At 51.1% G+C, this 15,562-nt stretch carries 12 protein-coding genes; 6 read left to right on the top strand and 6 right to left on the bottom strand.

The window, feature by feature from the left end:
• Window positions 1–454: 454 nt before the first annotated feature.
• From KP806_RS18305 to KP806_RS18280, 6 genes are all read right to left on the bottom strand, one after another.
• A complete protein-coding gene (locus KP806_RS18305) occupies window positions 455–1,339 on the bottom strand; it encodes an ABC transporter permease (protein ID WP_224725174.1) in 885 nt (294 codons plus the stop codon).
• A complete protein-coding gene (locus tag KP806_RS18300; protein ID WP_224725173.1) occupies window positions 1,336–2,304 on the bottom strand; it encodes an ABC transporter ATP-binding protein in 969 nt (322 codons plus the stop codon). Before KP806_RS18300 ends, KP806_RS18305 begins: the two co-directional genes overlap by 4 nt.
• On the bottom strand, window positions 2,301–3,392 hold the full coding sequence (locus tag KP806_RS18295; protein WP_224725172.1) for a hypothetical protein: 1,092 nt from the start codon (window positions 3,390–3,392) through the stop codon (window positions 2,301–2,303). Before KP806_RS18295 ends, KP806_RS18300 begins: the two co-directional genes overlap by 4 nt.
• A gap of 40 nt (window positions 3,393–3,432) precedes the next feature.
• Window positions 3,433–3,951: a sigma-70 family RNA polymerase sigma factor gene (locus KP806_RS18290; RefSeq protein ID WP_224725171.1), complete on the bottom strand. Its 519-nt coding sequence runs from the start codon at window positions 3,949–3,951 to the stop codon at window positions 3,433–3,435.
• A 639-nt stretch (window positions 3,952–4,590) separates the two neighbouring features.
• The gene (locus KP806_RS18285; protein ID WP_224725170.1) at window positions 4,591–8,763 is read right to left on the bottom strand and encodes a glycerophosphodiester phosphodiesterase family protein; all 4,173 of its coding nucleotides are present in this window, start codon (window positions 8,761–8,763) and stop codon (window positions 4,591–4,593) included.
• A gap of 271 nt (window positions 8,764–9,034) precedes the next feature.
• Complete coding sequence (locus tag KP806_RS18280; protein WP_224725253.1) at window positions 9,035–9,580, bottom strand: TetR/AcrR family transcriptional regulator; 546 nt, start codon at window positions 9,578–9,580, stop codon at window positions 9,035–9,037.
• 185 nt (window positions 9,581–9,765) lie between these two features.
• Between KP806_RS18280 and KP806_RS18275 the strand changes: the two genes are divergently transcribed.
• The 6 genes from KP806_RS18275 (at window position 9,766) to KP806_RS18250 (ending at window position 15,562) form a co-directional block, all read left to right on the top strand.
• Entirely contained in the window at window positions 9,766–10,821 is a 1,056-nt protein-coding gene (locus KP806_RS18275) for an NAD(P)-dependent alcohol dehydrogenase (RefSeq protein WP_224725169.1), read from the top strand.
• 19 nt (window positions 10,822–10,840) lie between these two features.
• Window positions 10,841–12,022 carry an MFS transporter gene (locus KP806_RS18270; RefSeq protein ID WP_224725168.1) on the top strand — a complete coding sequence of 394 codons (1,182 nt, stop codon included), beginning with the start codon at window positions 10,841–10,843 and terminating at the stop codon, window positions 12,020–12,022.
• A gap of 188 nt (window positions 12,023–12,210) precedes the next feature.
• Window positions 12,211–12,603: a (R)-mandelonitrile lyase gene (locus KP806_RS18265; RefSeq protein ID WP_224725167.1), complete on the top strand. Its 393-nt coding sequence runs from the start codon at window positions 12,211–12,213 to the stop codon at window positions 12,601–12,603.
• A 187-nt stretch (window positions 12,604–12,790) separates the two neighbouring features.
• On the top strand, window positions 12,791–13,522 hold the full coding sequence (locus tag KP806_RS18260) for a GDSL-type esterase/lipase family protein (protein ID WP_224725166.1): 732 nt from the start codon (window positions 12,791–12,793) through the stop codon (window positions 13,520–13,522).
• A 328-nt stretch (window positions 13,523–13,850) separates the two neighbouring features.
• A complete protein-coding gene (locus KP806_RS18255) occupies window positions 13,851–14,312 on the top strand; it encodes a MarR family winged helix-turn-helix transcriptional regulator (protein WP_224725165.1) in 462 nt (153 codons plus the stop codon).
• A gap of 50 nt (window positions 14,313–14,362) precedes the next feature.
• Entirely contained in the window at window positions 14,363–15,562 is a 1,200-nt protein-coding gene (locus KP806_RS18250) for an ArsA family ATPase (RefSeq protein ID WP_224725164.1), read from the top strand.

The following is a 15,562-nucleotide window of genomic DNA, read 5'->3' as shown; positions in this document are numbered from 1 at the left end:
GTGTCGGCAAGCTGTGATGCACATGTGCAGCAGAATTCGGACTAGTTGATGGGTTTGAGCGCTAAAAGGCTGATTCTGCTGTATAAACTGCAGTCTGGCAGAAGCGAAGCTAGTGAAAGAGGCCGTCAGATGTACAAAGTGCAGTCTGGCTATGAAGCAGTCGTATAGAGGGGGATGGCCGTCGCCAAAGGACTAGGACTGCAATAGCCGTTTACGCTCTGATGGACAAAAAAGACGCTAAGAGCACATAGGGTGCAATTTCCACATTCTAACGGTCATCCCGGCGCTTTAAAGTCATGCTTTTAAAGAAAACAAACCCGCCATCCGGCCTAAACGCCTCTCCTGACCGTTACCCGCCGACACTTTCCGCTTAGTCCTTCTAAGCGGCGTTTATGACCAATAGCAAGAAATGGCGGGCAGGGGGTATTCCCCGACACCGCCATTTCCTGCGAACTCAAAGATCCTTTTTGCGGAATGCTCGAACGCCTAGCAGCAAAGCGATCAGCAAGTAACCCAATGCATAAAGCAAAAAAGTAACGGACGGCACGCTGGCGATGGCAAACGGGCCGAGCGAATCGGCTTTTGCCAGATCGATAAACGGCATCATGTCCTGCAGCGAGAACATCTCCGCAAGCATGCGGCGCTGCAGCGCATCGGCGGGCATTACCATATCGAGCAGGCCTGCGATCATGTGCAACGTCTCCCCGGCTTTCCCGAACGCTCCCGCGCTGGTGATTTTGTTCAGCATGCCGCCAAGCCAGCCCGCACCGAACAGCATCGTCATGAGCACGCCATTGCCCATCGCGGACATATAGCAGGAGCCGAGCATGGCAAGCGAGACCAGCAGCGGGACGACGGAGGCGAAGAGCAGAAACGCTTTTGTGAGTGACCACCAGTTGCCCGGCACGCCGGAATGGTATTCGGTCACGCCTAAAATCGCAAGGTACAGAAAGAGGGCATAACCGACGCCGAGACTGACGAAGCCGATCCAGCGGCCGAGGTAAAAATGCTGACGCGTAACCGGACGCGGAATCATCGCCTGCATCACGCCTTGTTCAGCTTCGCCCGCAATGACGGAGACGGAGCTGAAGATCGCGAGAAAGGCGATCACGAAGGAAGCGAAGAAAAATCCGACGACCAGCGATACGGCGCCTTGCATAAACTCGTTGAGCAGCTCCTCCATGGAGCCCGGCTCGAAATTGCCATTGGTGAACTCCATTCCGATGGTCCTCGCCACAAACCAGAAAGCGAGCAAAAAAATCAGCGTCATAATCAGCGTCAGCAGGACGACGCGTTTGCGAAGCATTTCTTTCCAGGTCATCATGATGATCGTGCTCATTCGCGTTCCCCCCTTTGGTCCAAGCCCGAAAGGGTCTGCATGAACCATTCATCCAGCCGGTTTTTCATGCGCTGCACCTCGTACAAGGTTAAGCCCCGTTCCATAATCAGCGTATTCAGCCATCCGAGCTGTTCCTCTTCCGCCGCCTCGACTTCGATCCAGACCGCGCCGGCCGCGTCAGGATTTGGATCCGGGCAGGTGATCGGCAAAGCGGTCGTCTCGATCAGCTCTTCCAAATCCTCCGGCAGCATACCGCCTACACGCAGCGTCCAGCGCGACTTTTCCAGCAGCACATCCCGGACAGAGCCCTGAGTCAGGATGCGGCCGTTGTTCAACAAGGCGACGCGGTCGCATATCATCTCTACATCCTCAAGCAAGTGGGAGTTAAGGAATATCGTTTTGCCGGCCCCGCGCAGCTGCTGCAGCATGCCCCGCACCTCGTACCGGCCGATCGGGTCCATCGCGGAGGTCGGCTCGTCCAGGAAGAGCAGCTTCGGATCGTTCAAAAGAGCGCAAGCAAGTCCAAGCCGCTGCTGCATGCCTTTGGAATACTGCTTCACCCGGTCGCGCCCGCGCTTGCCGATGCCGACATCCATCAGCAGGCTGTCGATGCGTTTGCGCGCATAGGACTTATCGAGCTTGCACAGCTTTGCGTGCAGCCACAGCACTTCCTCGCCGGTAAGCCACTCCTGGTACCGGTACAGCTCGGGCAAGTAGCCGATTTGCCGGCGGGCTTCCAGCGAGCCGATCGGGGCGCCGAAGAGGGTGCCCGTTCCGGAGGTCGGGAAAATCAGCCCGACAAGCGATTTTACAAAAGTGCTCTTACCCGCGCCGTTAGGCCCGAGGAAGCCAAAAGCTTCCCCGGACCCGACGGTCAATGATATTTCGTGGCAGCCTCGGCCGCCGCTGTAATGCTTCGTTAACCGATCGGTCCGGATGACCGTTTCGCGTTCGGTCTCTGTCACGAACCGATCATCTCCTTCAGCATGGAAGTGAATGCTTCCCGGTCAGGGAACGTGCCGCTGAAGGTGAACAGCTGGCCGCCGTCCGCCCACACAGCGCCGTAATTTCCATCCGCCGTATTCAGGGCCGTCAACAGGACCTCGGTGCCGGCGATTTGAATTTTCTCATACCCTTCCGGCATGACAAGCGGCATTGGCGCGGAGCCGCTGTCCAGAATATTCGATTGTTTCAGCTCTTGCTTCAGCTCCGCCGGAATGAGCGGAAATTGAAGCACGGCTTCCAGCGCTTCCTCGACCGGTACGCCAGCTTCAATCGTGACGGACGGGGCCGGCCGCTGGGTAAAGGAATACGAGGTTTTCGTCTGGTTAGAATGCAGATCCAGGTTTACCGCATCCCCTATGGACAATGTAATTTGCTTGCCGTCAATCGACAGCGGAAGCAGTTTGTCGGCTCCCAGCTTGCGCATGGTGTCGTTAATTTCATCCACCTTCACCTTCATCGTGATCGTACGCGTCGGGGAAACGCCGATGCGGAGGTTCTGTCCCTCAGCCCGGAAAATTTCCGGGATCACGAGCTCGCGGCCCGCGTTCTCCTGCAATTCTTCAATGGTCGAATAGGTCGTATACTCGCCTTCCGAGTAGTGCGCGAACTCGCCGTATTGATTGATCGTACTCTCCGATACGCCCACCGAGTTGAACAGATTTTCCAAATCCTGCTCCTCTACGACCGTAAGCTGCTCCATACGGAATTGATTCTGCAGAGCAGCAAGCACTTTATTGCCGGCAGGGGTAGCCAGCGCCAAGCCAAGCACAAGGGCGGCGGCGGTTCCGGCGACCCAGCGCCTGCGCTCCTGAAGCCATTCCGTCCATGCCCGCTTCGCCTTTTTCTGCGAATCCGACGGAACAGACAGGCGAGGAGAAGCGTTCACGGTTTCCTTCTGAGCAAGCATTGGTTCCTGAAGCGGCTTGGCCGCGGATTCATTAACTTGCCTGTTCCGATCCACGAACGCCGTCCAGTTTGCGTTTTCGGGCTCCTGCTTTAAACGGTCTTGCATTTTCAGCCAAACCTCATTCAGCTTTTGCTTTTCCATAGGTTGGGACCTCCTTAGTATTCAATCGATCGGTGCGGGTCTATACCGACTCCGGCCGCGCTTCCGCCTGCCGTTTCAGCTTAAGCTGGGCCCGATGGATCCAGGTGCATACGAGCGGCAGACTGACCTTCATCTGATCGGCGATCTCGGCATAGCTGTAACCGGAATACCGCAGCATCAGCACTTGACGGTCGCGCTCGGGGAGCGCATCCAGCCATGCTTGAACTTCCTCGCGGTTCATGCGTCTTAGCATTTCATCATCTACAGCGAATTCGCTGTTGCCTTCCGTCTGCACCTGCCGGCCCTGCTTCTCGAGCAGCCGGCGTTCGCGCTGTTTGCGGTCGATGGCGTCGTAAGCGATGCGCGTCAGCACACGATGGAGCCAGGCGCCGACGGCTTCCGGCCGGTCGGGAGGGTTGCGGTACAGGCGAAGGAACACTTCCTGCGCCATATCTTCAGCGGCGGCTTCATCGCGCAGCAGCGCCGTTAATTTGCGATGGACAACCGGGTAATGGGTATAAAAAAGATTTCGAAACGTTTCGTCTTCGGTCGGATTCAAAAGAGGAGTCCTCCTTTCGTGCTGCAGCTATGTATAAGACGGACGATTTTCGTTTTTTATTGCGGGCGGAGCAAAATTATTTTTATGGCCAATATTTGTCTTAATTATAAGGGTAAAAAAGAAGAACCGACAGGATCGTCCTGACGGTTCTTACAATAACCATTTTCGATAATAAGGATAGCGGTTTGGAGAAATACTTTTTAGGAATGAACAGGAGGTGACCGATAAACATGAGCACAAAATCCAAACCCGATCACAAAACCCCAAAGCATTCGACGTCGCGATCTAACGACCCGAACGATCAAGGAAAACCGGCCGTACAAAAAACCGTTAAATAAACCGGGTTCAGACTGTGGTCTGATGATGTGACGGACATAAACGCCGCTTGGAATGGCGAAGCAGCAAGTGCCGGCGTCTAACGGACAGGAGAGTCTTTTGGAGCGGAATGAAACTATGCTTTCTTTACGAGCATGGCTTTAAAGCGCCGAGATGACCGTTGGAATGAAGGAATCGCACAAAATAGGGCCTAGGTGTCTTTTTTGTCCTTTACAAAGGACGACCGGTCGAATGTATGACCTTTTCGAGACAGCCCCTCAACAGTATGGAAGAACCGTCAGGATCGTCCTGACGGTTCTTTCCCTATTCTTGAACTTTAATTTCCACCGGCACCGTGTAGAGATCATACGGCTTCGCGGCATTCAGGCTTGCCGTATACCTCAGCAAGATATGAACCGTACCTTCCTTTAAGCCGGTTATTTTATTGCCTTCTGCTTGCACTTGTCCATTTCCGCCAATTATCACAATCTCAGGAGTTACTCTGCTCTCGCTGCCGATGTGGGTTTTCACAATCGCGGAAAGCTCCAAGGTTTCGTTCACCTTCAGCTTGTATTCCTGCTTCTCCGGTGTTAACGAGGCGGCCCAATTGGACGCCCACTGCGCATAATCCGTCGTTAGTCCATGCGTGCCCATGGCATAATAGTTCATGGTCTCGTTCAGGTCTCTGAACGTCCACGGCCAGAGGGTCAACCCGCGGTGCTTGGCCGCTTCCATAAATTTTGGCCCGACTCCGGGATAGCTTGTGTTGAACGTTGTGTTTAAGCTTTGAATGACCTTGAGCGTTTCGCGCAGCGACTTGTTCACGCTCGTTTCACTTGCGTATCCTCCGGTAAGGAAGCCCATAGACATCTCGGGCATCTGCTCGCCCAGCAGCTTTAACTGCTGATCGCTGAAAGAAATGACGACCACCTGGTCTTCGACGCCTTTTTCCTTAATGAGCTTGACTAACGCTTCGACGGTTTCCGGCTTGTAGCTTTTGATCTCTACAAAATGCAGGATGTCCTTATTTTTGAACTCGTCGAACACTTCCGCCAAGGTTGGAATTCCCGCGTTAGGATAAGTCTCCGGGAACTGCTTGTTTGCTTTGAAGGTCTTCAGCTGTTCCAGCGTGTAATCCTCCACATTTCCCGTTCCCGTCGTCGTACGGGTCAAGGTAGGATCATGCATAATAACCAGATGTCCGTCTTTGCTAATGTAGATATCGTTCTCGATCACATCGGCGCCTTTTTCAAACGCCAGCTTAAAGCCTTCCAGCGTATTTTCCGGCGCCAGGGAAGGGATTCCCCGATGACCGATAATGAGCGGCTTACGGATCAGCGTTGTTCCATGATGATAGATGCCGAGCGCGCTCACGGCCTTCTCCGAAGCGTCTGTCACGATCCCGTTCACGCCGGATGTAATGAGCCGGTGAAGCGCAAGCTGCTCATTTTCTTTTTTCTCCTCTTCCATGGCCCATACGGTAATAAGCCGCTCTTGCAGGTAAGCAACCTGTTTCGCTGTCGCCGCCTTCTGCGGAAGAAGGGCAATCTTGGCCAAGCTGCGGTTCGTCGTCCGGCGTAGCTCCATTAATTGTTCATCCGTTAACCGGTCGATATTTCCCTTCAAGCCGAAATCTACGATGCCTCGCACGATAGGGTAAGCTTCTCTTGCCATACGGACCAGGTCGCCCTTATCCGATATTACAAAAGCGTCTTCCAGACCGGCTGCTTTGAGGTATTCCACTAGCCGGGTCACGGTTTCTTCATCCTCTACATAAAAAGCGGGGATCATCCGATTATTCATGGATTTAAGCACTTCTTCAAGACTGCCGATGGCTGTCTGGCCATTGCCTTCCGTAACGAGCATATCTTGATTCACATGCAAAATCACCGTTGCAGGCAGAGAAGCCGCATTTTCGTCCGTCAGTTTGTTCCATTGCTCTTTGGATTCGATATTCGCAATGACAGACGGAGCAAGCGAAATGCCGGTTTGAGGCTCCGCCACGTTAACGAATCTGTCGGCCGGCAATGGAGGGAGCTGCTCCTGCAGGAGCGTGACCCGGATGTTGTCCACTTTCGCCTTGCTGCCGTTCGCTTGAAGGCCAATGGCTCCTTTGCTGTAGGCCGAAGCGGCGTCCGTATCGACAACGAGCTTGTCGTTAATCCACTGCTGCACCCTTTTTCCATGGGCCTTCACTGTGTAATGGTACATCTTGTCCGGGGCGATGGATTCCGTGAAGGCGCCTTTGTCCGCGACATTCCAGGCGTTCGCCGGCGTTCTCTCCGCGAACTCCACGCCGTTCACTGCGGTCGCGTTCTGCCTTACCGCCATCTGGTAGTAAGGATAGTTACTGTTCTGAATCCGGTACATGATGGAATGCCATCTGGCCGTGTCGTTCGCAGCCAAATGCGTCATGTCCGCTTCAATGGTATAGTTGCCGAACAGGCCTAAATAGTCGGGCAGCAGCACTCGGGACGGATTGTCCGGCGACGTGCGGGCGTCCAGAATGAACGAGCCGGCCGTCACCGACGCAAGCGCGGCGCTTGTTCCTTCAATCCGTTTCCAATCTTGGGGCATGGAGCCTTCCGCGAGCTGATCGAAGTTTTCTTCGTACAGCACATAGTCCGTATCTGCCGGATTTTTGGCTGCGACAAGGAGCTTCACCGATGCGGATCCTCCTTGCGCCGTCACCCAGTGAACGCCTTTATCAAGCACTTTCACCTTGCCGTTCTCGACGGTTACGGACGGGCTTTCCGACGTCCATTGCAGCGCGTCACCTTTTACCGTCCCGCTTGTCAGATCGTTAAACTCCGCTTGGAACGTGAAGCCGGCCGGATCGATTTCCTTGCCGGCGTCAGCCAGCAAATATCCTTCCGTATGCTTCAGAGAGACGATTTGCGCTCCGGTCGTTGACGGCGTTACGGCAATCTGCCGCTGTGCTTCGGCATTCCCGTACAAGGCTGTAATGACCGCTTGTCCGGCTTTTACGGGATAAAGCTTGTTGTTTACAATTTTGGCGATGCTCTCGTCCGAAGAATAAAGCTTCACTTGATCGGCAGAGACAGGCTCGCTGATCCCGTCAGAATATTGAGCGGTATAAGCAATCTCGGCCGGACCGGTCAACGCTTCAAGCGACTCCGGTACAGCGGCTTCCAGGCTGAGCGCATGGATGCGGGTTACTTTCAAGTTATCGAACCGGACTTTGCTCTGATCGGCTTGGAAGCCAACCTTGCCCCGTTCAAGAAGATCGGCGTACAGCGTTTTGTCCGTCAGCAGGGTGTAGGAGGCTTCGTCCGCAGCCTTGATGTACTCCTTCACATTGCGGCCGAACACGCGGACCTTCAATGAATAAGCTTTGTTCAAGTCGAGCGGCTTGCCCCACGTTCCGCTTACAGGGACAGACCAGCTGTTATCAGGCTTCCGGTAAGCTATTTCATAGGCTCCGTTTTGTCTGACAGCCATCTGATTATACGGCTGCTTGCCGCTGGACGCGCCGCGGAACATAAGGGCGGCCCATCTGCCGGAGTTCAGAACGGCTTCGAACGTAACGTCAGCTTCGATCGTGTAATTATCCCATTGGACAGGAGCGGAAATGCGGGCCTGCTTGCCTGCCGCGTTGCCGTCGAACAATAAGCTGCCGCTGCCGTCTTCGGCTTTGGACACCGTGATAGGGGAGCTTCCCGCATTCACGTCGGAAATCCAATTGGCCGGTATTTCTCCGCTCTGGTAACCGTCAAAATTGTCCTCGAGCAGCACGTCGGATATTTGTCCGGAGACCGGACCGCTGTCCTCCAGGATCAGGGAACCGTATCCGGTTGTATCGTTCCAGAAGGAAGTGGAATTGTGAGCGCTCCACATCTGAGTTGGACCCGGCACGGCAGGGTCATCCCTGTCCGTAACGCCGATCTCGAAGCCCAGCTGCTTGGCGGTAACCGGATCGAAATTCAGCATATCCCAAGGCACGGCGATTTCGCCTGACCAGCCTGCATCCGTTTTCTGAATGGCCCGTAATATTTTCTTCTCATCCTTATTGGCATGGTTCGGCGCGGCTCCGAAGTTGAAGGACGGCGTCGTCGTATCCGGCTGGAACCCGATGCCGATCTGCATATCGCTATCGGCGAACGGAGCGGACTGATGGCCGGTCGGATCGAAGAAAATGCCGATGTTGTCCTGCTCGAACCAATATCCGGTTCCATTATGAACGAGCTTGTCGTCTGCCGCGTTCACGGCAATGTATAAGTAAGTGTTATCCCATAGCAAGCCGAATTTGGCTTCGTCCGGGTTACCATCACCTAGCTTGACCGTCATAGGCTCTTGCACGGACCAGATGGACTCATTCGTCGTACCGTCGATCACCGGAGGCGTTACTGTTTTTTGCACGGTCATCGATTTGGCGCTTGATTCCTCCGCATTTACCGTTTTTCCCTGAACGTTGAACATTCCGCCCAGCATGGCTAATGCCAGCATCCAGCACGTCACTTTCCTTGTTGCTTTCATCCTCAATTCACCCTCTTGGCACAATTTATAAAAGCTCGACTTGGCCATGATAACAATCGACATGGTGAACAATGTCAAATGCACGTATAGAAATGGTGAAAAGAGGGTAATATGTCCTGCTTTTCGGAAAAAGGGGAGAAAGGTCCTGGTAGAGGCGAGAGTGTGTGCTACGAAAGTAGTTGTTTGCTTTTATTTACTAAATAAAAAAACAAGGAACCGTTTGCCCTGGGGGCGGCTGTTCCTTGTTTCCTGAAACGAAGATAATGCAGCACTATAGACTTCTCTCTAATAAGGCCCCAACTTGTTTAGCCATGACTTGCGGCGGATCCGGCATTCCATTTTTAATCCACCATTCAATTACTCCTACATAAGCGGTACCGGCATATTGCAGCATAACCTCTTCATTAAAATCCGCATTTCTTCCGCTTTCTCTGTCAATCTCGCCTTTGAATCCTTCCATAACATAATCAAGAAGCCGATTTCTAAAAGAGGGAGCTCCTTTACTGGCTAACATAGTCGAAAAGAATAAATAGTTTTTCTCAAAATACTCGAAAAAAGGGACAAGCCCATTGCTCCAATCCAGCTTACATGCCCATTCATCCATCTCGCCTAGTTCATTCATATGGGATTCGATCAGTTTATCCAACAAATCGTATTTGTCCTGATAATGGAGATAGATCGTTCCGCGGTTCAGGTTTGCCTTATCCGCAATATCCTGAATGGTAATCTCATCGAAGCTTTTTTCGCTCATCAGTTCAATAACGGCTTTTTTCAAGGCTTCTTGTGTTTTAAGAATCCTCCGATCCACTTTTGCCATTAAATTATTCACCCGGCTTTTTGAGTTAATTGACAGTTTTGATTCCTTTGTTGATATATCAACATTTCGCGCACTTTTAACCATTGATTGTCTTCCTCTAAATAATATAATAATGAACATAAGTTGATTAAGCAATGTATTTTGTTTATTCGCTTCCAGTTGAGTTTAATAGAGGAGGACTTTATATGATTCAATCCCATGCACGTGCTGTATTCAATCCGGAAGGCCCGTTCAAATCGACCACGATCGAACGCAGGGACCTTCAGCCGTATGATGTGCTCATCGAAATTAAATATGCGGGTATTTGCCACTCTGATATTCATACCGCTCGCGGTGATTGGGGCCCGGTCCAATATCCTCTCGTTCCAGGGCACGAGATTGCGGGAATCGTCACCCAGGTCGGTCCGGAAGTTACCAAGTATTCCGTCGGCGACCGCGTAGGAGTAGGCTGCATGGTTGACTCCTGCAGAGAGTGCGTAAACTGCCATAAGGGAGAAGAACAGTATTGCCTGAATGGAATGACCGGTACTTATGGGGCTACCGACAGGTACGGGCAGTATACACAGGGCGGCTATTCCACCCATATCGTCGTCACTGAGGACTTTGTAGTTAAAATTCCGGACGGTTTGGAGCTTGATGTCGCCGCTCCGCTCTTGTGCGCCGGCATTACAACGTATTCGCCGCTTCGCCATTGGGGAGCAGGTCCCGGCAAGAAGGTAGCCGTTGTCGGACTTGGCGGACTTGGACACATGGCTGTTAAGCTCGCTCATGCGATGGGGGCGGAGGTTACGGTTTTATCCCAATCCTTGAAGAAGAAAGAAGACGGTTTACAGCTTGGCGCGGACCATTATTATGCAACGAACGATCCTGAGACATTTGAGAAACTGGCCGGTTCGTTCGACCTCATCGTGAATACAGTGAGCGCGGAAATCGATATTAACGCCTACCTTTCGCTGCTGGCACTGGACGGTACATTGGTTAACGTCGGTGCGCCGGCGGAACCGCTGCCGGTTCAAGTATTCTCGCTTATTCCTCATCGCCGGTCGTTTGCAGGCTCGATGATCGGAGGCATTCGCGAAACGCAGGAAATGCTTAACTTTTGCGCGGAACACGGCATCGCTCCCGAGATCGAGGTGATCTCCGCCAGCCGGATCGATGAGGCTTGGGATCGCGTACTGGCCTCGGACGTCCGGTATCGATTTGTGATTGACATAAGCACGATGGAGAGCCTCTTTGCTTAATGGAATGAAGGTGGGTATGATGGAGAAACAAAAGAAATTACTGATTTTTATATTAACCATCGGTATTTTCGGTATCTTGAATACCGAAATGGGGGTTATCGGGTTATTGCCGTCCATTGCCGATCACTTTAATGTCAGCATTTCAACAGCAGGATTGACGGTAAGTCTTTTTGCCATTGCGATTGCAATATCCGGTCCTACGATGCCGTTATTGTTTTCGGGTATAGATCGCAAGAAGGTTATGTTACTGGTATTAGGTGTTTTCGTGTTGGGGAATATTGTATCCATATTTATAACTAATTTTACCATTTTATTAACGGTTCGTATCCTTCTAGGTCTGTTTCATCCCATTTATTGTTCCATGGCATTTACAGCAGCTGCTTCCTCGGTAAGTAAAGAAGAAGCTCCAAAAGCCGTTTCTAAAGTATTTATTGGAGTATCTGCCGGGATCGTCGCCGGTGTGCCGATTGCCAGTTTTATTGATAGTGCCGTTTCGTATGAGATGGCGATGGTATTTTTTGCTATTGTGAACGGTCTTGTATTCATTGGCACATTGATTTTTGTACCCTCTATGCCTGTTGAAGAAAGACTTTCGTATGGCACGCAGCTTGCCGTATTAAAAAAATCGGTTACGTGGCTTTCCATCGTGACTGTCATTTTATTAAACTCAGCTGTATTTGGAGTTTATAGTTATTTTGCCGACTTTCTGAAAACAGTAACGAATATGTCTCCGAATGCCATAAGTTTAACGTTATTCATCTTCGGCGGAGCCAATATGATTGGGAACATAGTCGCGGGAAAATTACTTACCCATAATGCCGTCAAGTCAGTCGTATTTTTTCCTTTGTCATTGGTTGTTGTTTACATCATTTTATTCTTCACAGGACAGTTTCCCGTACCCATGGCAATAATTACTTTCATTTGGGGAATATTAGCTGGAGGAATCATGGCAAATATCAATCAATATTTGATTGCGTCTGCAGCTCCCGAAGCGCCTGATTTTGCCAATGGATTATTTATTTCATCCTGTAATGTAGGAACAACATTGGGCGCGGCGGCAGGCGGGTTATTTATATCCCAAATGGGTACACCATACGTTTTGTTAGTGGGAGTTCTGTCATTAGGATTAAGTTTTATAACTATTTTATTAAGAAACTACATGCCTCAATGGACACTATACAGGTCAAACGGAGGGGTTTAATTGGACAGACCCTATATGATTTGTCACATGCTGACGTCCTTGGATGGAAAAATTGTTGGGGAATTCTTAGACGAGGATCGGGCAGCATATTTTACAAACCAGTACGAGAAAATTCACGATTCTTACGGATGCCAAGCATGGGCTTATACGGCTGCAAATTCCTGATCTCAAATGGAGGTGTTTGGAAAATGGAAATCAAAAGAATCGGATCACAGCCTTCCGGCAAAGGGCCGTCTGATTATTTTACCGGTACGGTTCGTATTGACCCCTTGTTCGAGGCATCCGATCCCGCACGTGTCGTTGGAGCCAGCGTTACGTTCGAGCCGGGTGCAAGGACGGCATGGCATACTCATCCGCTAGGACAAACTCTGATTATAACAGCAGGCAGCGGACGGGTTCAGCGCTGGGGAGGCCAGATGGAGGAAGTTCATCCCGGGGACGTAATCTGGTTTCCTCCAGGGGAGAAACACTGGCATGGAGCCTCTCCGACCACAGCTATGACGCACATTGCCATTCAAGAACGAAAAGACGGCAAGACGGTCGATTGGATGGAAAAGGTTAGTGACGATCAGTACCAGTAAGAGAGATTAGCTAAACATTTCAATAAACAACAATGAAGGGCTGCCGAAATTCGGCAGCCTTTCACACATTAAGCCAGCATTTCCGATGAACACTTCTAGATGGCTTGGAGGGGATAACAAATAGTCTAGAGGAGTTTATTTCTACATAATGTAGAAAAACAGAAATCATAAGGGAGGCATGCCGGTAATGAGAGTACCCATCGTTAAACCCGGTACCTTTTCGTTTGTTGCCGCGGCTGATCGTCTGCGGTCCGCCTACGACGGCTATAATGAGCAGCTGCTCTCCCATCATATCGCCGTTGATTTTGATTTTATCGGCGAATCCATCACGCAGTATTGGGATTTACAAGTTTATTTCCGGTCAGCGGGCAAATATATTATCAACCGCGGGATTTCCGGAGACGTAACGTATACGATGTTAAGGCGGTTTCCGGCAGATGTCATTCAGTTAAAGCCGAAATACGTTCATATTCTAGGAGGGACAAACAATACATGGAGACTGGAAGCCGTTGAAGTGAGCCAGAGAAGAACCCCTGAGCAAATTTATTATGAAATTGTAAATGACACGACGATGATGGTACGGATGGCCAAAAATAACGGTATCATGCCGATCGTCGGTTCGAATCTTCCTACGGGCGGAAATATCCCATGCTTTCATTTTGAGCCTATCATCCATTGCCCCAATTGCAGTACCGAGCTTCGCAACGAATTACTCGCTGCATCGAACCAGGCCCTCAAACAAATGGCGGAATACGAAAAGGCGATTTACATCGATTACCACACCCATTTAGTGGGCCCTGACGGAAAAACCTTGCGGCCCGATCTGGCGGATGATTCCCTGCACCCTAATGTACTTGGCTATAACATCATGGCAGACGTATTGCGAAACACTTTATCGGTATATGGGATTGTCATTTAATGTTTACAAGTTGGAAGATAAAGAAATCAGATATCTTGGTTTGATCGAGGGTTAACTAGAGAGCACATAATAAAAGGAGAATCCGTATGAAAGTCAAATTGCTTGAGTTGCTGGTATGTCTTGTGTTAGGGTTTTTTACTGGAATACTGATGAGCGGTAAAGGGCACCATTTACATGAAAGTGGTGTTCACATTCTGCTTGGCTGCATTCTTTGGATCTTAATATTTACTTATCTTAAAAAGGAATAACGATTGGTTGCATATATTACCATTTCGTGGTAATATTCATACGAATACTACGATATCGTAATAACAGAGGAGCGTCATCCATGCAGCAGTGGTTTGAGTTATTTTTCAAAAATGGTTTGCGTCCGCTGAGCATGCTGCCGGAAGCCTTGCATATCGAACCGCAGTTAACCGGCTCCGATCTCTCGACGCTGCTGCTGCTGCATTTCCACAAACGGCTGACCATGAGCGAGATGGCCGAATATTTGGGTGCTCCGCTCAGCACGGCTACCAGCATTGCTAAACGTCTTGTCCGCAAAGGGTATATTTACCGCGAGAAGTCTACCCACGATCAACGCATTATCATTAACCGGTTGACGGAGGAAGGGGAGTCAGTAGCCCAGGAGGCGGCTGGAACGATGCAGACGATGTTCGAGCGTGTCGAGAACGCCTTATCGCCCGAGGAGCTTCAGCAATTCATCCGATTGTCTTTAAAGGTCGCGTCAGCGCTTCAGCAGAAACCGGCTTCTTCCAAACCGGCCGGCCGAACGATCGAGATCGAATGATAATAAACCCGCATCAAATACTACGATATCGTACTAATGGAGGTGCTTTTATGCGTATATTGATTTATACCGGTAAAGGCGGCGTCGGTAAAACGAGCGTTGCAGCGGCAACCGCCTACCGGCTGGCTGCGGAAGGAAAACGAACGCTTGTCGTCAGCACGGATGCGGCGCACAGCCTGTCGGATTCACTCCATTTGCCCCTTGATTTTGAGCCTGTGCAAATCGATGACCGGCTGTGGGCGCAAGAAATCGACAGCCTCAAGGAAACGGAGAGACACTGGGGGAGCGTCATGAGCTGGTTTTCCGGCTTTATGCAGTGGGCGAAGCTTGACGATATCGGCTCGGAGGAGATGATGATTTTTCCGGGGTTCGAGGAAATGTTCAGCCTGTTGCGGCTTAAAGAACATGCTGCCGGAGGCCGGTACGACGCGATTGTCGTGGATTGTGCACCTACAGGTGAAACGCTGCGGCTCCTCAGTTACCCGCATCTGTTGAAGTGGTGGGTGCGGCATATGTTTCCGTACGAACGCAAGCTGGTGAAGCTGGCTCGTCCGATTGTGAAGGCGACGAAGGGACTCGAGCTTCCGAACGACGAAGTGATGGATAGCTTGGCTCAAGTCGTAGCCGAGCTCGAGCAGCTTCAAACGGTTATCATGGATCCGGCCGTCACCAGCGTCCGACTGGTTGTCAATCCGGAGAAGATGGTCATCGCCGAAGCGCGCAGAGCGTTCACGAATTTGAATATGTACGGATTCCATACGGATGCGGTTATCTTGAACAGGGTGCTGCCGGACAAAGCATCCGAGGGGTACTGGGCGGATTGGCGGCAAATTCACCGGAGATACGAAGAGGAGATTTCCGAATGTTTTTCGCCGCTTCCGATACTAAAAGTTCCGCTAATGAACAAGGAAGTGTTCGGGAAGGAGATGCTTTTGAAAATGGCTTCCGCCGCATTCGCCGAGCGGGACTGCGGTTCGGTTCTTTATGAGGGGAAAGCCGAAGAAATCCGCCGCACCGAACAAGGATATGAGCTGAGAATTGCGGTCCCGTTCACCGACAAAGATCAAATCCGGCTCAGGCAAAACGGCGACGAGCTTACGCTTCAAGTCGGAAGTTATAAACGGTTATTAACGCTTCCCCGGGTACTGATGAATCGGAATGTTGAATCCGCCCGGCTGGAAGAGGGATGCCTGTCGGTCCGTTTTGGCGAACGTACGGGGGAACAAATTGAAAAAGAAGGGAAGGTGTAA

The sequence above is a fragment of the Paenibacillus vietnamensis genome, from assembly GCF_020169515.1.
GTDB classification, from domain to species: Bacteria; Bacillota; Bacilli; order Paenibacillales; family Paenibacillaceae; genus Pristimantibacillus; species Pristimantibacillus vietnamensis.
Note: the sequence above shows the minus strand (reverse complement) of the source record. Positions and strands in the feature narration are given on the sequence as shown.